This window comes from Undibacterium parvum (assembly GCF_003955735.1).
Classification (GTDB): Bacteria; Pseudomonadota; Gammaproteobacteria; order Burkholderiales; family Burkholderiaceae_D; genus Undibacterium; species Undibacterium parvum.
In genome coordinates, this window is the sequence record NZ_CP034464.1 from 2,547,459 (window position 1) to 2,571,885 (window position 24,427).

Annotated in this window: 21 protein-coding genes; 7 read left to right on the plus strand and 14 right to left on the minus strand. The window is 51.0% G+C overall.

Going from position 1 to position 24,427, the window contains the following annotated elements:
* Positions 1 to 265: 265 nt before the first annotated feature.
* Positions 266 to 1,447, plus strand: a complete 1,182-nt coding sequence (locus EJN92_RS11110; protein WP_126127884.1) for an acetyl-CoA C-acyltransferase family protein — start codon at positions 266 to 268, stop codon at positions 1,445 to 1,447.
* 80 nt (positions 1,448 to 1,527) lie between these two features.
* Here the strand turns inward: EJN92_RS11110 and EJN92_RS11115 are convergent, their stop codons facing one another.
* The 3 genes from EJN92_RS11115 to EJN92_RS11125 all read right to left on the minus strand — a co-directional run bounded on the left by EJN92_RS11115 (position 1,528) and on the right by EJN92_RS11125 (position 3,178).
* On the minus strand, positions 1,528 to 1,857 hold the full coding sequence (locus EJN92_RS11115) for a branched-chain amino acid transporter permease (RefSeq protein ID WP_126127885.1): 330 nt from the start codon (positions 1,855 to 1,857) through the stop codon (positions 1,528 to 1,530).
* Positions 1,854 to 2,588: an AzlC family ABC transporter permease gene (locus EJN92_RS11120; RefSeq protein WP_126127886.1), complete on the minus strand. Its 735-nt coding sequence runs from the start codon at positions 2,586 to 2,588 to the stop codon at positions 1,854 to 1,856. The genes EJN92_RS11115 and EJN92_RS11120 overlap by 4 nt, the downstream gene beginning before the upstream one ends.
* An 89-nt stretch (positions 2,589 to 2,677) precedes the next feature.
* Entirely contained in the window at positions 2,678 to 3,178 is a 501-nt protein-coding gene (locus EJN92_RS11125) for a MarR family winged helix-turn-helix transcriptional regulator (protein WP_126127887.1), read from the minus strand.
* A 162-nt stretch (positions 3,179 to 3,340) separates the two neighbouring features.
* On the opposite strand from EJN92_RS11125, the gene EJN92_RS11130 reads away from it, so the two are divergent.
* Together EJN92_RS11130 and EJN92_RS11135 are read left to right on the plus strand one after the other, a co-directional pair.
* Entirely contained in the window at positions 3,341 to 4,045 is a 705-nt protein-coding gene (locus EJN92_RS11130) for a molybdopterin-dependent oxidoreductase (protein ID WP_126127888.1), read from the plus strand.
* Between the two features lie 21 nt (positions 4,046 to 4,066).
* Positions 4,067 to 4,555, plus strand: a complete 489-nt coding sequence (locus EJN92_RS11135; protein WP_126127889.1) for an acyl-CoA thioesterase — start codon at positions 4,067 to 4,069, stop codon at positions 4,553 to 4,555.
* Here EJN92_RS11135 and EJN92_RS11140 read toward each other — a convergent pair.
* Positions 4,552 to 6,585, minus strand: a complete 2,034-nt coding sequence (locus EJN92_RS11140) for a PAS-domain containing protein (protein ID WP_126127890.1) — start codon at positions 6,583 to 6,585, stop codon at positions 4,552 to 4,554. The genes EJN92_RS11135 and EJN92_RS11140 overlap by 4 nt on opposite strands.
* 373 nt (positions 6,586 to 6,958) lie before the next feature.
* Here EJN92_RS11140 and EJN92_RS11145 point away from each other — a divergent pair, with 373 nt between their 5' ends.
* From EJN92_RS11145 to EJN92_RS11155, 3 genes are all read left to right on the plus strand, one after another.
* Positions 6,959 to 8,257: a voltage-gated chloride channel family protein gene (locus EJN92_RS11145; RefSeq protein ID WP_126127891.1), complete on the plus strand. Its 1,299-nt coding sequence runs from the start codon at positions 6,959 to 6,961 to the stop codon at positions 8,255 to 8,257.
* A 7-nt stretch (positions 8,258 to 8,264) separates the two neighbouring features.
* The gene (locus EJN92_RS11150; RefSeq protein WP_126127892.1) at positions 8,265 to 8,642 is read left to right on the plus strand and encodes a hypothetical protein; all 378 of its coding nucleotides are present in this window, start codon (positions 8,265 to 8,267) and stop codon (positions 8,640 to 8,642) included.
* A 79-nt stretch (positions 8,643 to 8,721) separates the two neighbouring features.
* Positions 8,722 to 9,894, plus strand: coding sequence for an MFS transporter (locus tag EJN92_RS11155; protein ID WP_126127893.1), 1,173 nt, complete (start codon positions 8,722 to 8,724; stop codon positions 9,892 to 9,894).
* A 131-nt stretch (positions 9,895 to 10,025) separates the two neighbouring features.
* Here EJN92_RS11155 and EJN92_RS11160 read toward each other — a convergent pair whose 3' ends face one another.
* The 5 genes from EJN92_RS11160 to EJN92_RS11180 form a co-directional block, all read right to left on the minus strand.
* Entirely contained in the window at positions 10,026 to 10,316 is a 291-nt protein-coding gene (locus EJN92_RS11160) for a DUF427 domain-containing protein (protein WP_126127894.1), read from the minus strand.
* Between the two features lie 27 nt (positions 10,317 to 10,343).
* On the minus strand, positions 10,344 to 11,609 hold the full coding sequence (egtB, locus tag EJN92_RS11165; protein WP_227869515.1) for an ergothioneine biosynthesis protein EgtB: 1,266 nt from the start codon (positions 11,607 to 11,609) through the stop codon (positions 10,344 to 10,346).
* Between the two features lie 41 nt (positions 11,610 to 11,650).
* On the minus strand, positions 11,651 to 12,637 hold the full coding sequence (gene egtD, locus EJN92_RS11170; RefSeq protein WP_126127895.1) for an L-histidine N(alpha)-methyltransferase: 987 nt from the start codon (positions 12,635 to 12,637) through the stop codon (positions 11,651 to 11,653).
* A gap of 294 nt (positions 12,638 to 12,931) precedes the next feature.
* Positions 12,932 to 13,879: an amino acid ABC transporter substrate-binding protein gene (locus EJN92_RS11175; protein WP_126127896.1), complete on the minus strand. Its 948-nt coding sequence runs from the start codon at positions 13,877 to 13,879 to the stop codon at positions 12,932 to 12,934.
* 56 nt (positions 13,880 to 13,935) lie between these two features.
* On the minus strand, positions 13,936 to 14,406 hold the full coding sequence (locus EJN92_RS11180; protein WP_126127897.1) for a RidA family protein: 471 nt from the start codon (positions 14,404 to 14,406) through the stop codon (positions 13,936 to 13,938).
* A gap of 316 nt (positions 14,407 to 14,722) precedes the next feature.
* On the opposite strand from EJN92_RS11180, the gene EJN92_RS11185 reads away from it, so the two are divergent.
* Positions 14,723 to 15,448, plus strand: a complete 726-nt coding sequence (locus EJN92_RS11185; protein ID WP_126127898.1) for a YceH family protein — start codon at positions 14,723 to 14,725, stop codon at positions 15,446 to 15,448.
* Positions 15,449 to 15,608: 160 nt separating this feature from the next.
* Here EJN92_RS11185 and EJN92_RS11190 read toward each other — a convergent pair whose 3' ends face one another.
* The 5 genes from EJN92_RS11190 to EJN92_RS11210 all read right to left on the minus strand — a co-directional run bounded on the left by EJN92_RS11190 (position 15,609) and on the right by EJN92_RS11210 (position 24,314).
* Positions 15,609 to 17,876, minus strand: coding sequence for an ATP-binding protein (locus EJN92_RS11190; RefSeq protein ID WP_126127899.1), 2,268 nt, complete (start codon positions 17,874 to 17,876; stop codon positions 15,609 to 15,611).
* A gap of 178 nt (positions 17,877 to 18,054) precedes the next feature.
* Positions 18,055 to 18,546 (minus strand): cache domain-containing protein, encoded by a 492-nt coding sequence (locus EJN92_RS11195; protein ID WP_126127900.1) that lies wholly within the window; start codon positions 18,544 to 18,546, stop codon positions 18,055 to 18,057.
* Positions 18,547 to 18,726: 180 nt separating this feature from the next.
* The gene (locus tag EJN92_RS11200) at positions 18,727 to 21,108 is read right to left on the minus strand and encodes a response regulator (RefSeq protein WP_126127901.1); all 2,382 of its coding nucleotides are present in this window, start codon (positions 21,106 to 21,108) and stop codon (positions 18,727 to 18,729) included.
* A 27-nt stretch (positions 21,109 to 21,135) separates the two neighbouring features.
* The gene (locus EJN92_RS11205) at positions 21,136 to 23,622 is read right to left on the minus strand and encodes a PAS domain S-box protein (RefSeq protein ID WP_170174896.1); all 2,487 of its coding nucleotides are present in this window, start codon (positions 23,620 to 23,622) and stop codon (positions 21,136 to 21,138) included.
* A gap of 236 nt (positions 23,623 to 23,858) precedes the next feature.
* The gene (locus EJN92_RS11210) at positions 23,859 to 24,314 is read right to left on the minus strand and encodes a copper chaperone PCu(A)C (protein WP_126127903.1); all 456 of its coding nucleotides are present in this window, start codon (positions 24,312 to 24,314) and stop codon (positions 23,859 to 23,861) included.
* Between the last annotated feature and the right edge of the window lie 113 nt (positions 24,315 to 24,427).

Sequence of the window (24,427 nt, forward strand, 5' to 3'; positions counted from 1 at the left end):
TATTTTAGCAGTGTGTCCGCGCAAAAAGTCTGGAAAAATTAAAAACACCCGCGCCACTGCGCATATTCCATGCGCCTTTCCAGCCTGCATGCCCTGAGAGGCGCATGGAATATGCGTGAGCGGGCAGGTGCATGGCCAGACCAGGAAACGCGCCCGGTAGCGGGATAGCTGCGCGCCATATCGCATTATCGGTTTAAAATACGCGCTGCGGCCTTAAGCCTGACTAGAGCAATTTTGCGTAAATCCCATTTTGAAGGAATGTCTCATGAGTAAAGATGTCGTCGTTCTGAGCGCAGTGCGCTCCGCTATTGGTGCTTTCGGTGGATCGCTGTCGACGATGGAGCCAGCCGAGTTGGCCGGTATCGTGATGAAAGAAGCGATTGCACGCTCAGGTGTGGATGCCGCCTTGATCGGTAACGCCATCGTCGGTACCTGCATTCCTACCGATGCGCGCTATGCCTATGTCTCGCGCGTGGCCTCTATTCAGGCTGGTTTGCCTATGGATTCGGTGGCGATGCAAGTGAGCCGTCTGTGTTCTTCTGGCCTGCAGGGTATCGTGACTGCGGCGCAAAACATCATGCTCGGTGATTTTGATTATGGTATCGGTGGCGGCGTTGAAGTGATGTCGCGCGGCTCTTACATGATGCCAGCCTTGCGTTCAGGCGCACGCATGGGCGACGCCAAGGCGATCGATATGATGGTGGCGGTCTTGACCGATCCGTTTGGCGTTGGCCACATGGGTATCACGGCAGAAAACCTGGCTACCAAGTGGGACATCTCACGCGAAGAGCAAGATGCTTTCGCAGTTGAATCACAACGCCGTGCTGCAGTGGCGATTGCCGAAGGACGCTTCAAGTCGCAAATCGTGCCTATCGTGCAGCAGACCCGCAAAGGTGAAGTGGTGTTTGAAGTCGATGAACATGGCAAAGCCAATACCACGATGGAGTCTTTGGCCAAGATGAAACCGGCCTTTAAAAAGGACGGTACCGTCACCGCCGGGAATGCCTCAGGCATTAACGATGGCGCGGCTTTCTTTGTGTTGGCAGCAGCCGATGTGGCAGCTAAGGCTGGCCAAAAACCGATGGCGAGAATCGTTTCCTACGCGGTCTCTGGTGTACCGAATGAGATCATGGGTGAAGGCCCGATTCCAGCCACCAAACTGGCACTCAAAAAAGCGGGCCTGAGCCTCGATCAGATCGACGTGATCGAAGCCAATGAAGCCTTTGCCGCGCAAGCGATTGCAGTGAACAAGGCGCTGGGCTTAGATCCGGCCAAGACCAATCCAAATGGTGGCGCGATTGCCTTGGGCCATCCAGTCGGCTGTTCTGGCGCTTTCATTGCGACTAAGGCGATCTATGAATTGCATCGCACCGGCGGCAAGTATGCCTTAGCGACTATGTGCATAGGTGGTGGTCAGGGTATCGCGGTTATTTTTGAACGTCTGTAAAATCTGCTTCGATATTTATCGAAAATAAAAAAACCCAAGTCCGCTTGGGTTTTTTTATGTCGGTATTGAGTCCCTTGATATCAGAGTAGCCCTAGATTTCGGATCAGCACATACAGGCAGGTGCCGACCAGGATGCTCAAGAGCGCATTCTTACTACGCCATTGCAGCAGTGCTGTCACGCTAATGGCAAGTAGTTCCGGCCAAGGCAGACCCGCGTGCTCGAGTGCCGATCCGGTGGCTGAATGGACCAGCAACAGCGTCATGATGGCAAGCGGCAAAAACTGCCCCAAACGCTGCACCACAGGATGTTTATTCAACCAGCGCGCCGCCACAAAAGGTAGGGCACGTAGCGCGAAGGTGACTAATCCCATGGCGGCAATCACGCCCAAAACATAGTTTGCATCGTTCATTGCTTAGGCTCCTGCACGTTGGTGGCTGCGGCAGCTGCGGCAGGCCGGGGTGCGCGCCAGAATAGGCCAGCTACGATGCTCAATGCGATGGAAATAACCAGCGCATGTTTGGGCGCCAGCAGATATGCCACGGCGTAGGCCGCCAGCGCCACCCACAAGGGCGCCGGGCTCTGCTTGCTGCGCCATTGTTCTACCGTGAGTACCGCAAACAAAGCCGCCAATACAAAATCGAGACCCGCCAAAGTGATCTGCGCCTGCGCACCTATGAGCGCGCCTAATAGCGTACCCAAGACCCACCAGGATTGATTCAGCAGTGCCAGCAGCGCCATCTGCCTGTCGCTGGTGCCGACCGGTAAAGTGGTCAGGACTGAATAGGTTTCATCAGTCAGGGCAAAAATCATATACCAGCGCAAGAGTTTTTTCTGCGGCAATTTATTCAGTAAAGACAGACCATAAAACATATGTCTCAGATTCACGATCAGGGTCGCCAGCGCGATGGTCGCCAGTGGCAAGCCTGCCGCCAGCATAGGTATCATCATGTACTGGGCGGCCCCGGCATACACGAATAGGCTAGTCAGCACGGCCAGCCACCAGGCGGCACCGGCCTGCACAAATAAAAATCCAAACACCATGCCGAGCGGAATATAACCCATCGCCACCGGTGTGGTCAGCGTCAATACCGAGAAATTGTTCTGGCCCTGCGCGGAAGTAGAAAGCGGATGCGGATTCATACTGAGTTTCAAAGAAAGTGGTTAAGCATTTTAACAGAGCCGGGGCAGCTGATTATTGGAAGGAGAATCTATCCTTCAGTGCTGGAAATTTAAATTTTAGCTTTCAAGAGGGCGATTTTTTTATCTGCGGCGATCAGATTTTCCAGACGTTCACTGACCTGACGCATGACTCTGTCTATGATGGCGATCTCGCTGTCGGACACCCCCTCCACCATCACCTCCACCACTTCGGCTTGCGTTTGCATTGCGAGCGCCGCTAGTTGTTTACCTGAGGCTGTGAGTAGCAGTCGCTTAGTCCTGGTGTCTACATCGTCGATCGCGCGGCTGACCAGACCTTCGGCCTCCATCTGCGCGAGCAACATAGAAACCGCACTCTTAGTGATAAAGCAGCGTGCCGCGAGTTCCATCTGACTGATGCCCGGTGTGGTCGCCAGCGTTGCCAGCACTTCCAGATCGCCTACCCGCAAGCCTTGTAGTGCCAAGCGTGCACTGAGACTGGCTTCACATAAATTATAGGCGCGGATGGTGGACAGCCAGGCTTGTGTGCCATGCGGTGATGACAGCGTTTTGGGGGGATTTGATTTTTTCATTTATTTAGTTCAAATTTGAACAATAACGTTCATATTTGAACTATACTGCAAAAAATGGCAAGCCGGGCGAAAAATATTCTCTGCGCGATACCAGTTGCATGCGGCATTGCTTGATGTCTTGGTTAGAACTCTGCCCACACTATAGTTATTCGGGAATACTAAATGAAGTCAGCCGCAAAGCCTTTACCACCCGGCCAATTTGTATTGGGATCTTTTCCGCGTTTTGGTTTACTAGCTTACGCTAAACGCTGGCCGCGCTTGACACAGATCGCTGCCATACGCGTGTACGGTGATGGTCTGTCGCCCTTCTTACTGGAGGATGACTTAAACGCCTTAGTGCGGGTAGAGCAGTGTTCGGATTTCCACTGTGTGACCAGCTGGTCGCAAACCGATTTGGCATGGAGTGGTTGGCGCCTCTCTGAGTTTTACCAAAAGCTGGTGTTGCCTAAATTGGACTCACAGCGCCAGACTCAATTTGTGGTGATGCATGGCGCGGATGGCTATCGCTCTATCTTGCCTTTGGCGGATCTACTGGCCGCCGATGTTTTACTGGCAGATCGTTTGCAAGGTGAACCCTTAGGGATAGAGCATGGTGCGCCGTTAAGGCTAGTCGCACCTGCGCATTATGGCTACAAAAGCGTGAAGCATATTCAAGGCTTAGAGTTTCTCGATAGCGCGCTGGCGTTTCGGCCAGTAGGCTATCGTTTTATGGCGCATCCCAGAGCCAGGGTACACGCCGAAGAGCGTGGCGTGGGTTTGCCGGGCAGAGTATTTAGATGGCTGTACCGCCCCTTTATTGGCTTTGTGATTGGCCGGTTTGCGCAGGCCAGTACTCTGCAACTGCAACAACAAAACATCGACAAATAATCACTAAAACCAGGAACTTTTATGAATCTTATCTTTAGACTCTTATACGTATTGATCGCATCATTTTTTCGTCCAAGATTGGCGATCGGTCCCTCCACCAGTACGCTGGCACTATTGACCTTTCCGAATGATCTTGATTTGAATATGCATGTGAATAATGGGCGTTACCTGACGCTATGCGACTTAAGCCGGGTCGACATGTTTATCCGTAGCGGTTTGGCCAAGGTCATGTGGCAGCGCGGCTGGATGCCTATGGTGAGTGAACATACGATGACTTACCGCAAGCCTTTAGCTGCCTTCACACGCTTTCAGGCGACCATGGAATTAACCCATTGGGATGAAAAATTTTTCTTCATGACACATCGTTTTTCTATCGGCGACAAACTGATCGCCGAGGGCACTTCCAAAGGCGTACTCAGAGGGAAAAACGGTGTGATCGCGCCGCAGGAAGTGATCGCAGCAGTACTCGCTTCACGTGCGGCTGAAATGGCTGAGGGCCAGTCAAGCTAAGTAGCGTCTGTAGCAGGGGCTATGACTGGTAAGGTGAAAGTAAAATTTACTCCTTTGCCAGCTTCGCTGTGCACAGTAATTTTCCCACCTAGTAGCTTGGTGACGATGTTGTAGACGATGTTCAGACCCAAGCCGGTGCCGCCACGACCTAGTTTGGTAGTAAAAAATGGGTCGAAAATACGTAGCAGATTTTCCGCTGCTATACCTGCTCCATTGTCGCTGACACTGATAGCCACCAAGCCTGCCTCAGTCATATTCGCCGCAATGCTGATCTTGCCGTTGGCTTGTCCATGCAGTCCGTGCAATAGGGCATTGTCGACTAAATTGCAAATGATTTGATCGATGCTCCCCGGGTAGCTATCGAGTTCTATCTGCATGGGAATGTTGAGTTCTACCCGAATACCGGCCTGGCGGATTTTCGATCCCATGGTCGCGATCACATCCTTGCATACCTTTTCCAATTGAAATACGCGCCGCTTAGAACTGGCCTGATCTACCGCTACCTGTTTGAAACTACTGATCAACTCAGCGGCGCTGCGCAGGCCACGCTCTATCAATATGCTTGCCTGCTCGGCGTCGTCAACGAAGTTGACCAGATCTGATTTGCGGACCAGGCCATCGTTCACTAAACGGCCGAAGGTCAGGCTTTTTTCCTTTAATGTTGATGAAGTTAGCAGGCTATTGCCTATCGGTGTATTGAGTTCATGCGCCACCCCTGCCACTAAAGAGCCGAGTGCCGCTAGCTTTTCACTCTTGATTAAATCATCTTGAATATGGCGTAACTCGGTGGTCTTATCAGCGACATTTTTTTCTAATTGTAGATTCGCCGCAGAGAGCGCCATTTCTACCTGTTTTTGATTGGTAATATCGGTATAAGTGGTGACGAAGCCCTTGATCTTGCCATCTTCATCAATAGGTTTTCCCTGCACTAAATGAGTATGTCCATTGGGGCGCGTACGTTCGAACTGATGTGCTTGAAACTGCATCGCTAAGGCCAGACGGCTCTCTACTTGCTGCTGCATGTCTCCTTCGCCGTATTCACCGCGTTGCGCCATAATGGCGAGCAGATCACGGAAGGGAACGCCGCGATAGATAGCTGAGGATTCATAATTCAAGACATCGAGAAAGCCCTGGTTCCACACTTGCAGCCGCAACTCTTCGTCGAACACGCTTAAGCCTTGCGGCATATTGGCCAATACCGCCTTTAAAAAAACCGATTGTCGCTGATATTCTTTTTCTATTTTTCGTTTGGCTGTGACATCGGTACAGATAGTGACAAAGCCGCCGCCGGCAATTGGCGCACCGCGTACCTCGATAACTGTGCCATCCTGGCGGGTCCTTTCGTAAAGATAGGGCTGCATGCGCTGTACCACTGCCATCAAAATCGCCAGAGTTTCTGCTTCTGTTTGGCCGCCGAATTCGGTATATTCTCCGCGCGCGATGTTGGCTATGAAGACGTCTTGAATTAGCGGCGGTCCGGCGCTAAACAATTCAGCCGGTAAATCTAACATGTGGAGTAAGGCATTATTCCAGGCGACGATACGCAAATTATCATCCAGCAAAGACACTCCGCCAGGAAAATTATCCAGCAAAATTTGCAATTGCTCACTCTGTATGCGAGTTGTGTTTTCTATGCGTTTACGCTCGGAGATGTCGCGCACCACCAGTATCACTCGGCGGGTTTCCGCGGTGCCATCATCATTGAGGCGACTGATGCCGACCTCAGAGATAAATAGACTGCCGTCGGCTTTGCGGGATAGCCATTCAAACCGCTGTGTCTGGCCTTGCATCGCCAGTGCGATGTATTCATTTGCCGCAATTTTTGAGTCTCGCCCATCTATCTGTTGGGGGGCAGAAAAATCGAGAGGCGTACTGGCCAGTAATTGCGTGCGGCTGACGCCAAATAATTTTTCAGCACTAGAATTACAGTCCACAAAGACCGCGCCTTCCAATACCAGCAGCGCATCGAGCGCCAACTCCACCATGGCGCGATACAGTGCTTCTTTAGAGACGTCGGTATTGCCGAGCATGCTCACTCCTAAATCAAAGCCAGGTGGATATTAAAAGGATGAAAAAAGACTAGATGCGCGCAAAGCTTATTTGAATCTTACACCGTTTGTTGGCCAGAAGCAGCAGTTCACGCGCGAAACTTCCTCATTGATGAGCTTGGATTGCGGGGGGAAGAAGCAGCGGTTTGTGCTAAGTCCTCAGAAGTTAGGCGCACTCGCTAAGGCTTATTGTCCTGTATTTATATGCAATGTTCTCTGTTACAATTTCATAGAAATAAGACACTTCTTTTTTACAGCCTTCTGGTTTGATGATGCCTGCGTTCTATGCAGGCGCTAGGCTGTAGATTCCGACTATGTCCCTCTGGCTTTGTGTTCATATCTCCCTTACAGAAGCATGAAAAATTCTACTCGCACTGAGTTATTCAATTTATTTTTTTACTTGGCGCGATGGCTTTTTCTGGCGAGCCTGATTGCCGTTCTGGCCGGCTCTGCCTCGGCTTTTTTCCTGTTTAGCCTGGATTGGGCGACCAATACCAGAACTGCGCATAGACAATTGATCTGGCTGCTACCGATAGCTGGTTTTGTGGTGGGTTGGCTCTATCTGCGTTTTGGCACGCAAGTAGAAGCAGGGAATAATCTGCTCATAGACGAAATTCATGATCCCAAAAAAGTGATCCCACTACGTATGGCACCGCTGGTATTGGGTGGTACCGTTATTTCTCATTTATTTGGCGCGTCGGTCGGGCGTGAAGGCACTGCGGTACAAATGGGGGCGGCGCTGGCCGACCAACTTACCCATATCTTCAAATTAAAACATGAAGATAGACGGATTATTTTGATGGCAGGGATCAGTGCCGGATTTGCCTCGGTATTTGGCACCCCCTTGGCTGGCGCGATATTTGGGCTGGAAGTGTTGGCGATAGGACGCATGCGCTACGATGCCTTGCTGCCGTGTATGGTGGCGGCCATCGTCGCTGAACAAATTGGCCAGTTGCTGGGGGTGCAGCACACCCATTATGCGATACCGCTGGTGCCCCATCTAACGGCGTGGGCAATGACCGCCACGCTGATCGCCGGCGCCATCTTTGGTCTTACTGGCAGGGTATTTGCCGAGGCGACCCATGCGCTCAGCGCCTGGATGAAAAAACGTATCAGTTACGCGCCGCTACGCCCTTGTCTGGGCGGTATAGTGATCGCCGGCGCGGTATGGCTGCTGGGTGCGGATCGCTATATTGGTCTCGGGATTCCGACTATCGTCGAGGCCTTTCAGCAACCACTGGCGGGCTATGATTTTCTGGGCAAGCTAGTGTTTACCGTGCTGTCCTTAGGCTCGGGCTTCAAAGGGGGTGAGGTAACACCCTTGTTCTTCATCGGTGCGACTCTGGGCAATGTGTTGGCACCTTTACTCCATCTGCCATTCCCTTTACTTGCGGGCATAGGCTTCGTCGCGGTTTTCTCCGGCGCAGCGAATACGCCTATCGCCTCGACGCTGATGGCGATGGAATTATTCGGTGCGGAGGTCGGCATGTTTGCAGCGATAGCCTGCATCGTGAGCTACCTGTTTTCCGGGCATACCGGCATCTACCGATCACAACGCATCGGCCATGCCAAGCACAGCGATGCGCCCGAGGGCGTTAAACTGAGCGAGCTTGACGCCTATCGTAAAGAGCCGCCACAAAATACCTTGCGGTAAATTTCAAATGAAGCGTATCGACGAAACACCATCAACGATTGAACGAATATTTGGAGCCGTAATGGCTTCTGCATTCGCCGGGGGTACTGCGATAGCAGCTCCTTGGATATTAGCGTGGAAATATCCAATTAAATTCTTCATATTTTTTCCACTTACGAGTGTGCTTGTAATGCCCATGTTTTATGTATGGATACTTATAGTCGTTATATACGCTTTATCTGCGGGGTTTCGGTATGGTTTTTTTGGTGTCCTAGATATTTTTAACCTGATTTGGCGAACAGGTGAAACGAATGACCGTGTTTTACGTGACGCTGCCGAAAAATATCGCGTACTCATTCCAGTCACAATTTTCGTTTCATATCTATTAATTCTGCACGTCTTCTGATGAAATTTAACTCGACAATCGACGCGGACGCTACGGGCCAGTCATTTCGGCGGTAGGTTCTACAACAATGGGAACTCGGATGCTGGCAGCCCTTAAAAAATTACCGCGCACGGTCTGGCTCATCGGCCTGATTAGTCTGGTCAATGACTCCGCTTCGGAAATGGTCTATCCATTGATTCCCCTGTATCTGAGCTCGGTCTTGATGGCGGGCCCGCGCGCGCTGGGGATTATCGAGGGGATCGCCGAGGCCACTGCCAGTTTGTTGAAACTGTTCTCGGGCATTGTGGTGGACCAGACCCGGCGCGCTAAACCATGGATACTTTTTGGTTATAGTCTGGCGGCCTTTGCCCGACCGATGATGGTGCTGGTGACGAGCTGGCATGGCTTACTCCTGATCCGCTTTGCCGATAGGGTGGGCAAGGGCTTGCGCAGTTCTCCACGGGACGCCTTGCTGGCAAATAGTGTCGCGGCAGAACGTCGAGGTCTGGCGTTTGGCGTGCACCGCGCCATGGATAATGCCGGCGCGGTGATCGGCCCTTTGCTGGCCGCCCTGTTGTTGGGGGCTGGTATGGCAATCCGGGATATTTTTTTGTGGACCCTGGTTCCGGCCTTACTCTGCGTGGTATTTGCGCTGTTGATAGATGAGCCTGCCGAAAAAAAACCTATCACGGTGAAAAAATTTGATAGCCGTCTAAAAAATATGCCGCCGCGGTTTAAACGCTACCTGATCGTGGTGGCGCTGTTTACGCTGGGGAATTCCTCGAATATGTTCTTGCTCTTGCGTGCCAGAGAACTCGGGCTTGCGCAGGCGCAGATTCCTTTGCTGTGGGCCGCGGTGTCTTTGGTCGCCATGCTGTTTTCCGCGCCTTTGTCGGCGCTCTCAGATCGTTACGGACGCTTGCGCTTATTGTTGGCTGGCTACCTGGCGTACGCACTGTTTTATTTGGCGATGGGCTCATTGAGTTCGCATGGGATCATGCTGTACGCCTTGTTTGGTTTTTATGGCCTATTTTTAGCCGCTACCGAGGGCGTGGAAAAAGCCCTGGTCGCGGACTTAGCGCCGGAGGGATTGCAAGGTGCGGCGTTTGGCTGGTTCAATATGACGACAGGCATCATGCTGCTGCCTGCATCTATCCTGTTTGGTCACCTGTATCAGACGGTCTCGCCGTTCGCTGCTTTTAGTTTTTCGGCGTGCTGTGCCGCGCTTGCTGCGCTGTTAATGTGGCGCTGGGTGGATTTGGCACAAACGTAAAAAGGGAACTTCTAAAAACCGTCTGCGCATATTCCATGCGCCTCGCAGACCAATATCGGGCTGTGAGGCGCATTCTTGTTAGGCCTAGCCCCAAAATTTCTCCAGAGGGATACGCTGTATTTTGGCTAAAATTAGGGTGCGATCTTTACCCCGCGCCAAAACGCGATGAAACCCGTGATTTGTTTCGCTGCCTCCTTGGGGGCCGGATAAAACCAGGCGGCATCTTCATTGCGCTGGCCATCCACCAGCAAACTGTAATAACTGGCCCGACCTTTCCAGGCGCAGTCGCTATGGGTTGGGCTCGCTTGCAGATATTCAAAATTAACGCAATGCGCAGGGAAATACACATTGTTTTCCACTATCTGCACTTCATTTTCATGAGCTGTTGCAATCAGCTTGCCCATCCAAGTGGCTGTCGGCATGTGCTTTCTCCTAAATTAATTGTGTCATTAAAGCGAACGGGCCAAACGTAGTCCGCTCATTTGCCAGCGTGCTGTGGCGGGAAAAAAATTGCGGTAAGTCAGACGGCTATGCCCTGCGGGCGTAAAGCAAGACGAGCCGCGTAGTACGTACTGGTTCGCCATGAACTTGCCGTTGTATTCGCCTATCGCACCGGGTGCTATCGCAAAGCCAGGATAGGCAGCGTAACTGCTACTGGTCCATTGCCAGCAATGGGCAAACCAGTCTGCAATATCTGGTCTCTGCTGTGCCGCATATTCCCATTCAAATTCTGTGGGAAGGCGCGCCCCCGCCCATACGGCAAAGGCGCTGGCTTCGAAGTAAGATAGATGACAAACCGGCTGCGCCAGATCTAAAGCTTGCCAACCGTGTAGCGTAAACACGCGCCAATGTTGCTGCTGCAACTGCCAGTAGAGTGGGTGCTGCAAAGCCTGATTTTGTCGCCAATCCCAGCCCTCGGACAACCATAGTGCCGGATTTTGATAGCCACCGGCTTCGATAAAGGCCAGGTACTCGCCATTACTGACTAGCCTGTCGCCTAACTCAAAAGCCTCGATAAACTGACGATGGCGTGGGGCTTCATTATCGAAGAAAAACCCAGCGCCTTGATGACCAATTTCCAGTAAGCGGGCATCGAAAGTTTGCCATTGCAGTGCCTTGCTGTGAGAGCTGAGGGACGGATTGCTGTATGCCTCGTCTATCGGCGTACTGAACATCGCCGGTGCCAGCGGATTGCACCAGAATAAATGTTTTATGTCAGTTAGCATCAATTCCTGGTGCTGCTGCTCGTGCTGCAGCCCGAGTTCTAACAGCGTTTGGAGTTGCTGTAATTGCGCCGTATCGTTTGCCGCGACAACTTGTTGCCATAGTCTGGCGATACGCTGATCGACGTTTTTTCGGTAAGCGAGTACTTGCTCCAAAGTCGGGCGCGTTAGTAAACCGCGTTGTGGCCTCGGATGTTTTTCTCCAACGCCGTTATAGTAAGAGTTAAACAAGACCCGAAACGCAGGATCAAAAGCGATGAATTCGCTTTCGAATTCTTCTAACTTTTCTAACACAAAGGTTTCAAAAAACCAGCTAGTGTGCGCCAGATGCCATTTAATCGGGCTGGCATCGGGCATAGATTGCGCCATGCAGTCTTCGGCCGACAAGGTCTGGGCAATGGCGATGGAATGCGCTCTTACCTGCCGCCAGCGCTCAATTAAACTAGTCTCTGCGGGTATCTTGCTTACTTCAATGTCGCGTGCGATTTCCAATTTAAATTCCTCCGAGTTAAACCGGTAAATGAGGCGTTCGCTTAGAGTGCGCGCGCATGGATCACAGAAAACCAGTTGGCAGGATCAGACCAATGACGGGCTTGGCCAAAACCGGCCTGTTCTAGTAATGCCAGAAAGCTTGGGACTGTGTATTTGTAGCTATTTTCGGTGTGTATTCGCTCGCCCTTGGCAAACTGGCGCTCGCCGCCGGGCCAGCGCACGCAGATATCCTGTCTGGCCTGCAAGTGCATTTCTACGCGTGATAACTGGGGATTAAAAAAGCCTAGATGCTGCCAATCGCGCACCTCAAAATCACTGCCAAGTAGCCGATTGATATGGCGTAAGGCATTGAGATTAAATGCAGCGGTGACACCCAGTGCATCATCGTAGGCCGCATCGAGCAAGGCACTGTCTTTGATCAGATCGACGCCAATCAAGATGCCGCCATCCGCATTGCAAGCAGCACGCAACTGGCGTAAAAAATGTAGCGCATGTTCGGTATCAAAATTGCCTATCGATGAACCAGGATAGAAAAACAGGCGCTTATCGGCGCGTACCTCATCTGGCAATTGCCAGGGTACAGAAAAATCCAAAGCGACGGCGGTCATTTCTATGTGGGGAAAGCGCTGTTGCAAGCGCAGCACCGCATCCTCTAAATGCCCGGCGGAAATATCCACAGGCACATACTGTTGTGGATGCAGTTGAGAAAATAGGCGGGCAGCTTTGGCGCAATTGCCGGCACCCAGGTCGATCAAAGTGCTAGCGCTGCCTATAACCTGCGCCATTTCCGAGATATGTCGCGAAAATATACCGGCTTCAGTGCGGCTAGGATAGTACTCAGGCAGTTCGCAAATGGCCTCAAACAGCAGTGAGCCTATGCCATCATAAAAATATTTGGGTGAAATACTCGCATTGCGCGCCTGTAAACCGGTCGCTATTTCGTCTTGCGCGGCTGTGATAGACGCTAGTGCAACAGGATTAGACGGCGGAAAAATACTGAGAGCTGAAGTCCCTGAAAAGCTGGTCATTAGTTTATCCTCGAAAAGACAATACACAAACGGCGCTGATGATTTTTTGTTCACAAACCAGAGTGTCGCATGCGCCGGAGATTATTGCTTGAAACAGCGAATAAAATGCTGAAGCGCTAAGACTAAGGGGGGATGTTGCACTTTGTAAAAAAGCGCATAAAGGTAATTGCCAGTACCGAGCTGTGAGTGCTACTGGTGAGCGCTACTGGCTGGCGGACCTGCTGTGCAGTTAGGTCCGCCAGAGAATCTGCTTTACTCCTTTTGTGGAGTCATTCTTTTTACGAAAAATGTCGTCTATATTTTCTTCTTTAAAAGTATTTTTTGCGCTTCTGGTACCGCCGCGTAAGTCGAAGGTTCGCCAGAATCTGTGGGTTTGGCCAGCACCGCCTTAAATTGCTCTGACATAGGCCAATTGAGAGAAATACCTTTAGGCGGAATCGCTTGCAAGAACCATTTGTTATAAATGCGATTGATATCACCCGAGCTTAGAACTGTACTGATGGCTTTATCTACGACCGCTTTGAATGCAGGATCGTCTTTGCGCATCATGATGCCGTAAGGCTCTACTGACAAGGCCTCTTTGCTGATCTCATAATCGGCGGGAGACTTGGTATTGGCTACCAGTGAGGCTAATAAAATATCATCCATTAAAAAAGCAACCGCGCGACCGGTCTCCACCATCAGGAAGGACTCAGAAATATCTTTGCCCGCCACTATCGTGATACCCAAGCCTTGCTCCAGATTTAGGCTGCTTAATTGTTTGTGCGCTGCGCCGCCCGCAGTGCACACCACGGTCTTGCCCTTTAAATCTGCCAAGCCCTTGATGTGGGAGGTTTTTTTCGACACGATACGGGTCGCGGTGACGAAGGTGGTCGGTGCAAAGGACACCTGCTTTTGCCGCTCCATATTATTGCTGGTGGAACCACATTCTAAATCGATGGTGCCGTTCGCCATCAGCGGGATACGGGTGGCCGATGTGACTGGATTTAATTTAACGTTTAAGCTTGTTAGTCCCAGATGCTTTTGTATCGAAGTGACTGCTTTGAGGCATAAATCGATGGAATATCCCTGGTAGTTTTGCTTGTCATCGAGAAATGAAAAGGGGATGGATGAATCCCTGACTCCCAAGGTGATCGTTCCTGTGTCCTTGATCTTCTTCAGTGTCCCGCTCTCTTGCGCCTGCACTGTGGTTGCCATGAGGGCGAGGCTGACGAGAACGGATACGAATTTTAATGATTTCATGTTGACTCCAAGATGTAGTTTGATGGTTTTTTTGCTTAGGGCTAAAAGCTAAAACACTAGGCGATACTGGCGATAAGATCGATTTCAACCGAGGCATTTTTGGGCAATTGCAAAACCCCGACCGCGCTGCGGCTATGCCTGCCTGCCGTTCCCAAGATCGAATGCAAGAGCTCAGAAGCCGCATCGGCCACTTCACTTTGCTGGGTGAAATCTGCTGCCGACTGCACATACACGGTGATGCGTGGAATGGTCTTGATACGCTCCAGGCTTCCCAGCGTACGTTGCAATAGCGTTAAAGCACGCAGGGTACAAATCTTGGCGCCCAATTGCGCTTGCGCCAAAGAGGTGCCAGCGCCCACTGCGCCTGTGATCAAAACCACCTCACCCACTCTAGGGACTTGGCCACTGACATACAGGTGATTTCCATCTTGTAGCAAGGGCGTGTAATTACCACCGATTTTGATTGCATCATCCAGGTTGTAAGCAAGCGCAAGCGCGGCTTCCTGGTATCTTTTGTCGGCTGTCATAACTGATTCTCTAGTCTAATTTTAAAAATACACCTCAGCGAAATTTGTAGCGCTACAGGCTGCTGCAATTGTATCCGCAAAATCCTTGTTGTGACAAGCTGTCATTTTATGACATTATGTTTATTTGAGTAATTGATCAGCTTAGTCTGGTCGTGAACCAATATGTCTGTATAAATTCTTGGCAGCGCTACCAGTGTGCGGCGCTGAGGAATTCGCATGGGCAAGGGCTAAAATGGGTAGAATGCCACTATGTTCACTGTTATGCTGCGCCCGGCTCTCGCCGTCACCGTCAGCATTCGTCTCCTATGGAATCAATATGAACACAGAAAATACCGCTGAAAAAGCACTGGAAAATACAGCTGTTGCACTCAGCGCTAGTGATCAGGCCAATTTGCTCGATGCCTTCGAAATTAGAGTGTTGGCTGTGCTGGCAGAGAAAGAAGCCACCACGCCCGACAATTATCCTATGTCACTCAATGCCTTGGTGAATGGCTGTAATCAGCTAACTAGCCGCGATCCTGTGATGTCGCTGTCAGAAAGCGCAGTGCTAGAAGTGCTCGATCGTCTGGCACAAAAAAAACTGGTTGGCGTCATCAACCAGGCCGGTGCGCGTGTGGTCAAGTATGAACATCGCATGCGTATCAAATGGATGTTGGAACAAGACCGCTTGGCCGCACTCACCATCTTGATGCTGCGCGGCCCGCAAACGGCTGGCGAGATCCGCAGCCGCGCCGGTCGCCTGCACGAATTTGCGACAGTGCAAGCACTGGAAGCGAGTCTGGATTTTTTGATGGATAAGTATCCGCCTTTCGTCGCCCGACTGGCGCGCGCGCCTGGCAATAAAGAAGCACGCTACGCCCATCTGCTGTCCGGAGCAGAAGCCTTAGAGCAAGCCGAGAGTGCCGCCAGCTTTAATGCCAGCGCGGGAGCAACGCCGCAGCGCGACAGAATCGGTGCTTTAGAGCAGGAAGTACAAAGCCTGCGCAGCCAGTTAGACAGTCTGACACTGCAATTCGAGCAGTTTCAAAAACAGTTCGAGTAAGCTTCTGGCGCAGAACAAGCGCAGCGCGTGATTTCAAATAGTGCCTAGCCCAGGACGCATATTCCATGCGGGCTACAGGCCATGTTGCTCGCTAAGGCGCATGGAATATGGGCCTTGGCAGGCTGGTCTTTAAAAAACCGGCAACTCTGACCAGAGATGCTTATTCGTCCTCGTGTTGCGGGGCAATCAAAGGTAGGCGCATGATCAGACTGGTGCCCTTACCAGGTTCGCTGTGTAATTCAACTGTTCCGCCTAACACTTCGGTGATCAGGTTGTAGACGATGTTCATCCCTAGTCCCGATCCGCCTTGTCCTAGTTTGGTGGTGAAGAAGGGATCGAAGACGCGCTTCAGATTTTCTGGAGAGATGCCACAGCCGTTATCGCTGAAGATGATTTCGACTTGACCCTGATCGATGAGGCAAGTACTCAGTTGCATCAGCCCTTGCTCTTGGTTTTCAAAGGCATGGTTAAGCGCATTGCTGATGGCATTGGTCACAATTTGTGCCAGCGCGCCTGGGTAGCTTTCCATCTGTATGCCCGCTTGCAGATCGCGTGTGAGCTTGTGCGCGCTGCGACGGTACATAGGTTCTAAGGTCAGCAAAACTTCTTCCAATGATTTGCCTAAGTCAAAACCGCGTCGGTGGTTGCTGGACTGGTCGACTGAGACTTGTTTGAAACTGATGATCAGTTGTGCGGCGCGCTCCAGACTACGCACTAAAATATCGGCGCCCTTTTTTGTTTCTGCGATCAGCTCATTTAAGATCGTGCGACGCGGTTTGCCACTGCCCAATTCGCTGGCCAGATTTTCGGCATGCTCTTTAAGAGTACTAGCCACCATCAGGCTATTGCCGATAGGGGTATTGAGTTCGTGCGAGATACCAGCTACCAGATAACCGAGCGCCGCCATTTTTTCTGAGCGAAACATCTCGGCTTGCATGTTCTTCATGGATTTTAGGGCGATCTCTAAATCTTGGTTGGCGTGTTCCAAACTTTCGGTTCTTTCACTGACCCTCGCCTCCAGATCGGCATTGAGATGGCGGATTTGATCTTCGATGGCACGCATGCGCGAGATGTCTATCGGCGTGAAAATGATCATCGCTACGCCATCGGAGTTAAACACTCGGGAGGACAAAAGACAAGTCGCCACTTCGCCCCGTTTATTGCAGAGACGCACTTCTAATTCATGCACATGACCTTGTGCGTGCAAGCTATTGATATAGCCTATGCGTTCGGACGGGGTTTCCCAGACCTTCAATTGCAGGGCGGTTTTTCCTATCACTTCTTGCCTGCTAAAACCCCATTGAGTGAGTAAGCTATCGTTCATTTCTACGATGATGCCGTCACTTAATTTGACTAAGGCCAAAGGTACCGGCGACTGTTCAAATAAATCGACGAATTTTTTTTCGCTGGCGCGTAAGGATGCCTCGGACAGGCGTAGCGATTCTTCGGTGTGATTGAGTCGGCGTATATGCTTCCACAGGAAAAACAAGCTTAAACTGAGAAATAAGATTGCGACCACCGAAAACACCATGCGTTCCGCGCTGCGCTGACGCCATGCGGCCAAGCTCAGGTCGCGTTCACGTGCGAACACAGCGACGATGCCGTAATCAGCAATTTTTCTAAAGGTGTAGAACCTAGTCGCGTCGCTTTCCTCGCCCAGAAAGTGCTTATCTTCGAAATGCCCTTCTAGCGCTTGCGGTTGGAATGGTTTGATGCTTGCAGCGGCAGCGAGGTTTTTTCCAGCTGCTTTGAGCTCGAAAGGGAAGCGCACGATCACATTACCCTGCTCAGAAAACAAGGCCACCATCGCCTTGCTATCTTTCGCGACTCTGGCATATACGCTACTAAAATAGGCAACACTGATGTCGGTGCTGATGATGCCCAGATAGCGCCCGTCTTGCGCGAAAATGTTACGGGCGATAGGCACCACCATTTCAGCGTCATAAAAACGCTGAAATGGTCGGCCTAGCATGATCTTTCTGTCCTCTCGATGTGCCAGCAAATACGGGATATAGGTTCTGTCATCGGCATCTGTCTGATAGGCCGGGTAATCGATAGTGCTGACCGAGGCTATTCCTTGCGGGTTAACGTATTGCAGTGCCTTCATGACTTGATTAAACGGCTGAGCCTTGGTCAATACCGTACGTATCAGGGCGTCGTCTATGGGTTTTTGTCTAGCTTCTTCATGGATGGCATTGAGTAGTATATCGAGGCTACGCTCTGCCTCGTGCAAGGTAAGGGTGGCGTGCTCTTCTAATAAGCGCACTGCAATCAAAGCGTTTTCGTGTTCTGATTCTAGCGTGATGCGGCGGTCTTGCTGGATGGCCCACCAGGCTTGGGCGATGATGGCGGCAATCGCGATGCTGGCCAGCAGTAAAAAAGTCTGGCCGACTAGGCGAGGTCGGATAGGTGTGGCCGCTGGCTGCATGCAGGGATCTTTCGATTTTCTCTAATTAGGACTTACGCAAAACCGCCCCAGCGTCCTTGTATCCGCCTTGCCATACAAAAGTACTGTCTTCGGCGCTACGCCTGGCTGGAACAATTTTGTGTAAATCCTAAACTAATGTGCTTAAAATTGCTGACTAATGCGGTGTGTGCTTAAGCAACTATTTATAAATCCCAGTACCCAGACACATATCCACGCCTGCTACTTTCTCTATGTAGCCGCGTTTTACTTCTACTTCTTTGCTCACAGGATTAGGCCAGCGATACTGGGTCCAGCCTTTGCCATCCTTGCTTTCCATGCAGGCTTTGATTAAATCTTTGATGATGTAAACACCGTCGCTGTCGCGCATATCGAGCATCACCTTGCCTGGAATTTTAGGGTTTTTTCCATGGATAGCCTGATAGCCTTTGGAGTCCACCGAAAACAGATACAGGTCGCCTTTTTTGTTCATCTCACTGAGGCTATTAAACGGACTGTCGAGACGATTAAATTCTTGTATGGATTTTTCCATGCCATTTTTTTTCAGATATTCCTGGGCTTTTTGGATCAAAGCGATGGCTTCGGCTTCTGTGCTTTTTTCTAGCGCATAGGCATAATTAAACATGCTTGCGGAGATGAGAGTAATCAGAAAACGGGGAATTATAGGTTTCATGGCGACTCCTAGAATTGGATGTTTTGCATTTCATCGTGGCGAATAGCGGCTAATTTGGGAAAGTACTCTGCACGCATTTTTAAATACCAAAATTACACTGTTAGTGTAGCCCGATTTATGCAGAAAAAATAGACTAATAGTGCTGCCACAGACTAGCGTGTATCTGGTTTTTTTATAGGCTTAGTTTTTAAGCTTTAGCCATTTTAGTATGACCGAATACAAGAGTGGCGGGTCTACCGGTTTGGATAGGAAATCGTTCATGCCGGCCTCTGTGCAGGCGATTTTATCTTCGTTGAATGCATTGGCGGTCATCGCGATGATGGGGGTATTGGCGTAGCCCGCTAGTTGACGAATGGCGCGGGTCGCATCCAAACCATCCATCACCGGCATCTGCATATCCATCAAAATCAATGCATACTGAGCCGCCTGCGCGGTTTGCAATGCTTCCAAGCCATTTTCGGCGCTGGTGACTAGCAAACCGGTATCGGATAAAAGCTCCAATGCAATTTCGCGGTTAAACATATCGTCTTCGACGAGCAAAATGGGACGTCCGCTATACAACTGCGTTATCAATGTTTGCGCATCGGTCAGATGATCATTCACATAGTTTTGCGCAACGATGTTTTGGCTACGTTGCAGACGTGCCGTAAACCAAAAATGGCTGCCGATATCAGGGCTACTCTCTACCCCTACCGAGCCCCCCATCAATTGTGCCAGACGGCTAGTGATAGCGAGCCCTAAGCCGGTACCACCGTATTTGCGCGTGGTCGATGCATCGGCCTGCTCGAAAGGTTGAAATAGTTTAGCTATTTTGTCTGGCGCAATACCAATACCGCCATCTTTGACGCTAAAACGCAGCAATAGATCGTCGTCGTTTTCTTGTAGTAATGCGGTCTGTATGCAAATCGATCCGCGCTCAGTAAATTTCACTGCATTACTCGCATAGTTGAGTAGACACTGACGCAGGCGAGTCGGGTCACCCTTGAGGAAACGCGGAACCATGTCGCTTTCTATGACGATAGTGACGCCCTTGTTGCGCGCTGCTTGTCCTATGATGCTGTGGACGTTATCGATAACAGCCAGCAGATCAAAATCGGTGTGCTCAAGTTGCAGTTGGCCAGCCTCGATTTTGGACAAATCGAGTATGTCGTCGATGATCGCCATCAAATGCTCACTGGCCGAACTGATCTTGTCCAGTCTGGCAGCTTGATCCGGGGTGAGCGTACTCTGCCTGAGTAAAAAATTCATGCCTATGATGGCATTCATAGGGGTACGGATTTCGTGGCTCATATTTGCTAGAAAGCGGCTCTTGGCGCGATTCGCACTATCGGCTTGCTGGCGCGCGATTGCCAATTCACGGGTGCGACTTTCTACCAGTTCTTCCAGATGAAAACGATGTCGTTCAAGCTCATCGGCCAACCTTTTTTTGGAGGTAATATCCTCTTGTAGGGAAACCAGATGTGTGATGCTGCCATCGGCTTGGCGCAAGGGCGTTACTATGGCATGTTCGATATACTTGCTACCGTCCTTACGGCGGTTGTGCAATTCGCCGGTCCACGAGGCACCACGTGCTATTGCGGCCTGCATACTGGCATACAGCTGTGCTTGCATCCAGGGTTTTTTACCTAGGGTTTCGGCGCGACTATATCCTGAATTGCGTAAAAATGTAGAGTTGACGTATTCGATCTTCCCCTCGATGTCGGTGATAATGATGGCTTCCGGGCTTTGCTCAACGACTTGCGAAAGCTTGCGCAACTCTAGCTCGGCGAGCACGCGTTCACTGACATCGGTATGTGAAACGACGGCGCCTTGTCGATGTCCGCCTAGTGGCGTGACACTCAGGCTAAACCACGATTGTCTATGCTCCGCTACACCCGCGTATTCCAGCTCAAAGCTAGGCAAGCGCCCATCCAATACCGCCTGTATGCCCGCCCGCGCCTGGCTTACAGTTTCTTCTGCAAAGCGCATATTCGAGTCGGCCGAGCTTAGGCATTCGTAACGACAGCCTATGTCTTGCAGATGTTCACTATGAGGGGGGCGATTCTTCAGACTAAATCGGCGCCATGCCTGATTGACATCGATGATCACGCCTTCGCTGTCGAGCACTGCAATTTCTGCTTTTACCGAATCGAGGATACTGCGGTTAAGCGCGGTACTGATGCGTAATTGATGTTCTGCCTGATACCGATACAGCGCCATTTCCAGAACCGTGCGCAGTTCACGCTCAGAAAAGGGCTTGAGGATATAGCCAAATGGTTCTACGAGCTTGGCGCGCGCCAGCGTGTCATCGGCCGAGAATGCGGTTAAAAACACCACGGGCGTGCCATATTGAGTACGGATCACCTGGGCGGCACTGATGCCGTCTATTTCTCCGGCTAACTGTATGTCCATTAAGATCAGATCCGGACGCAGTTGTTTTGTTAATATGATTGCCTGTTCACCGAGATCCGTGATGCCTACGGGATCGTAGCCTAGTTCTGATAATTGCTGCGCAATGTCACGCGCAACAATATTTTCGTCCTCCACGACTAGTATTTTGGGTTTAATGGCCGCAGTCAACATGGTCTGTTTTTAGAAAAAAAGGGAAACTCAAGAATTGGGCAGATCTGCAGTAAAGCTTATACTAAATAAGGCAGTTTGCCTGTTTTCTTGGGAATGACCTATCTCTAAACGGCCTTTAATTTGCCGGGTTAAATCACTTACCAGTTGCAAGCCCAACGATGAGTTCATTTTGATATCGAAATCGGCTGGCAGCCCGACGCCGTTGTCGCTCACTTGCAACAAAATTTCTTGGCTGCCTGATAGATGCTGCAATCGGATCCTGATTAGACCATTGCGCCCATCTGGAAAGCCATGTTTCAGACTATTTGAGAGTAATTCATTCACCAGCAAACCACAGGGACTAGCCTGATCCATGCTTACTTTGACACTGTCTAAGTCTAATTCAAGGTGAATTACTGCATTTTTTGGCGCCAGCGCACGAAACGCCTGATTACACAACTCTTTGAGGTAATTTCGTAGATCGACCGAGGCGAAAATTCCAGAACGATACAGGGACTCATGCAGCAAGGACATCGCGCGCACCCGTCCTATGATGTCATTGAGTACGGTCTGGGTTTCAGCTTCAGTGCAACGTGCCCTTTCAAGACGCAACAGGCTAGTGATGACTTGTAAATTATTTTTAACTCTGTGATGCACTTCATGGAGTAAGCCAACTTTTTCCGCCAAAGAAGCCTGCAGCGCGTCCTGGGTCTGTTTGCGTTCGCTGATGTTTTGTATCTGCGCGACGAAATGGATAGGCGTTCTGTTTATCTCTCGCACCAGGGAGACATTCAATTGCGCCCAGACCTCATGCCCGTCCTTGTGCAAATAGCGTTTTTCCAACTGGAAAGAAGAACGTTTTCCCTCGACCATGTCAGCCATGAATTGCAGGTCGGTGGCCAGGTCTGCCGGACTGGCGATGCTCTGGATGCTGCAGTGCAGTAAATCAGCCACAGTCCAGCCCAGCATCTGGCATAGCTCGGGATTGACTCTAAGGAAATGGCCATCTAATGAGATCAGTGCCATGCCTATAGGCGAAGCATCAAAAGCTTGTTCCATTTGCGCGACACTCAGCATTTTTTCGGCGGCTATCCTATGCCTTTCGGTTATATCGCTAAATACCAAGACCACGCCGACAATTTGCTCGCTGCGGTCTCGTATCGGTGCGGCACTGTCTGCGATGTGATATTCCCGCCCATCGCGCGCCAGCAGTACGGTATCCTCCGGCATTTCTATGGTGGCACCGCTATGCATGACTCTAGTTACCGGAGGCAAACCAGGCAAACGAGTATGCGCATCAATGATTTGAAATACTTCCGACAAGGGTAGTCCTAGCGCTTCACTCAGCGGCCAGCCGGTCAAGCGCTCTGCGGTTGGATTCATGCGCGTGATCTGGCCCGCGGCGTCGGTGGCAATCACGGCGTCACCGATAGATTGCAGAGTGATCGCCAGATTTTGTTCGCCACTCTTGAGAGCGACTGCCTGTTGTTCAAAGATATCTAACATGCGATTAAATTCTCGTCCGACCATGGCAACCTCGCTCGATCCCGCTAGCTTGGTGCGCGCGCTGCGGTCGCCATTGCTGATTCGGTTGACGGTCGTGGCCAGTTCGCTAATTGGGCGAATGATGGCAATCCCGATACGCCAGGCCAAAGCGATCGCCACTCCTAGAGTGGCAATGCCGACCGCAAGGCTGCGCCAAAGAGTGCGGCGAAAATCGGCCAATAATTCATGTTCTGGCAGCCCCGCGCTGACCCGCCAGTTGAGCCCGGCGAGCGTCACAAATGCCGTTCTGCGATTGATACCATCGAGACCTTTAATCGACACAAAACCCTCACGCATATCGACTGATAGCCCAGCGGACGTTGCTGATGGTTTGCCTATGAAGGAGCTGGCTTGCTGCGAACGCAGTAAAATCAGTCTGTCTTGATCGGTGACCGTTACTAGGGCCTCGTTTGGAACCGATCTGAACACATCATCACTGAGTTTTTGTAAGTCGAGCGCCAGCCTGAGTAAGCCTATCTTGCTGCCAGATTGATTGCGTATAGGTTGCGCCAGGGCGCTTATCCAACGTCCGCTGCCGCGCTCAAAAATCGCAGCTGAGGCGGAGAAAACTTCCTGGCGCAGCGCAGCCGAAAAAAACTGGCTAAGCGCTAAGCTGTCGGTCTTGGGCTGATACTGCGAGACCGAACAGATGGGATGTGCGTTCAGATCGAGCACGACTAAAGTGGAGTAGCTTGGGTTGAGTGCGAGGTAATCCGAGATGATGGGGTCACAGTGTTTAGCATCCATACTTCTGAGCATAGGGCGCGCAGCCAAACTGAGCAAAACCCGTTCGCGTTCTAGCAGATAGTCATTCAGAATTTGCGCAGTGTTGTCGGCTAGTAGTTTGACTTTTGCATCCGCATGCTCCCGGGTGTGCCTGAGATCTAAAATAAAAAACCAAATCAGCATGGTTAAAATCGGCAATGCGATCGCCAGAACCAAGAGCACAATGCGGGTTCGAATGGAGTCTGAGACTAGTGATCTCGCCATCTCGCCTACTCCCTTTACTTGGTTTGCGAAACTAAGCTGACTCAGCTGAGCTGACAAAAGCCGCCGCGGCAGAAGGGGCGAAAAGCACATTTTTTGCCGCTTCGAGCGGTAATTCTAACTCAACAAAGGCCGACTGCCGCACTAAAAATAGTGCGCTGCCGATCGCCGAACCAGGCCATCAGCCATGGCTTTTAGCAGCAGCGCTAGGTCTGAGTGACTAAGCTCAATACCCGCGATCAGTGATGCATGGCTGGTGCTGCAGCCTGATTGATGGATTTCGCGATGGCTTGTACTTGTATGCTTTCACGTTTTCTGTCCTTGCCTTCTACCACCAGAGTGAGTGGCACCAGCTCGCCTTCTTTGACTGGCGCTTTCAAATTCATCAGCATGATGTGATAGCTGCCTGGTTTAAGTTCCTGCATTTTTCCGGCAGGTAGAGCCAGCTCATCGATGGCGCGCATTTTCATGACATCGCCGTCCATTTCCATCTTGTGCAATTCCGCGCTGGCGGCCACTGGCGAACTGATCGCTACCAGGCGCATCTCTTTGACAGAGGTGATTTGCAAGAAGGCACCTGTGACTTTTTGCTGCGGTACGGTGGCTCTGACCCAGGCGTCTTTGACGCTCACCTGTGCCTGCGCGGCAGTGCTGAAACAGAGGGCTAGTAGCGGTGTGACGAGTAATTTTTTCATGATGTTTTCGTTTTCATTGTTGATGCGGATGGGTGCTGCGCTCGTTGTTTAGCTTGTCAGCTAATTTCAGGTAAATTTACCACACAGCAGGCCGCTCGCACATATTCCATGCG

Bases quoted from the DNA above. Each gene is read 5' to 3' on its own strand.
- EJN92_RS11110 (WP_126127884.1), top strand. From the start codon at position 266: ATGAGTAAAGATGTCGTCGTTCTGAGCGCAGTGCGCTCCGCTATTGGT.
- EJN92_RS11115 (WP_126127885.1), bottom strand. From the start codon at position 1,857: ATGAACGATGCAAACTATGTTTTGGGCGTGATTGCCGCCATGGGATTA.
- EJN92_RS11120 (WP_126127886.1), bottom strand. From the start codon at position 2,588: ATGAATCCGCATCCGCTTTCTACTTCCGCGCAGGGCCAGAACAATTTC.
- EJN92_RS11125 (WP_126127887.1), bottom strand. From the start codon at position 3,178: ATGAAAAAATCAAATCCCCCCAAAACGCTGTCATCACCGCATGGCACA.
- EJN92_RS11130 (WP_126127888.1), top strand. From the start codon at position 3,341: ATGAAGTCAGCCGCAAAGCCTTTACCACCCGGCCAATTTGTATTGGGA.
- EJN92_RS11135 (WP_126127889.1), top strand. From the start codon at position 4,067: ATGAATCTTATCTTTAGACTCTTATACGTATTGATCGCATCATTTTTT.
- EJN92_RS11140 (WP_126127890.1), bottom strand. From the start codon at position 6,585: ATGCTCGGCAATACCGACGTCTCTAAAGAAGCACTGTATCGCGCCATG.
- EJN92_RS11145 (WP_126127891.1), top strand. From the start codon at position 6,959: ATGAAAAATTCTACTCGCACTGAGTTATTCAATTTATTTTTTTACTTG.
- EJN92_RS11150 (WP_126127892.1), top strand. From the start codon at position 8,265: ATGAAGCGTATCGACGAAACACCATCAACGATTGAACGAATATTTGGA.
- EJN92_RS11155 (WP_126127893.1), top strand. From the start codon at position 8,722: ATGCTGGCAGCCCTTAAAAAATTACCGCGCACGGTCTGGCTCATCGGC.
- EJN92_RS11160 (WP_126127894.1), bottom strand. From the start codon at position 10,316: ATGCCGACAGCCACTTGGATGGGCAAGCTGATTGCAACAGCTCATGAA.
- egtD (WP_126127895.1), bottom strand. From the start codon at position 12,637: ATGACCAGCTTTTCAGGGACTTCAGCTCTCAGTATTTTTCCGCCGTCT.
- EJN92_RS11175 (WP_126127896.1), bottom strand. From the start codon at position 13,879: ATGAAATCATTAAAATTCGTATCCGTTCTCGTCAGCCTCGCCCTCATG.
- EJN92_RS11180 (WP_126127897.1), bottom strand. From the start codon at position 14,406: ATGACAGCCGACAAAAGATACCAGGAAGCCGCGCTTGCGCTTGCTTAC.
- EJN92_RS11185 (WP_126127898.1), top strand. From the start codon at position 14,723: ATGAACACAGAAAATACCGCTGAAAAAGCACTGGAAAATACAGCTGTT.
- EJN92_RS11190 (WP_126127899.1), bottom strand. From the start codon at position 17,876: ATGCAGCCAGCGGCCACACCTATCCGACCTCGCCTAGTCGGCCAGACT.
- EJN92_RS11195 (WP_126127900.1), bottom strand. From the start codon at position 18,546: ATGAAACCTATAATTCCCCGTTTTCTGATTACTCTCATCTCCGCAAGC.
- EJN92_RS11200 (WP_126127901.1), bottom strand. From the start codon at position 21,108: ATGTTGACTGCGGCCATTAAACCCAAAATACTAGTCGTGGAGGACGAA.
- EJN92_RS11205 (WP_170174896.1), bottom strand. From the start codon at position 23,622: ATGGCGAGATCACTAGTCTCAGACTCCATTCGAACCCGCATTGTGCTC.
- EJN92_RS11210 (WP_126127903.1), bottom strand. From the start codon at position 24,314: ATGAAAAAATTACTCGTCACACCGCTACTAGCCCTCTGTTTCAGCACT.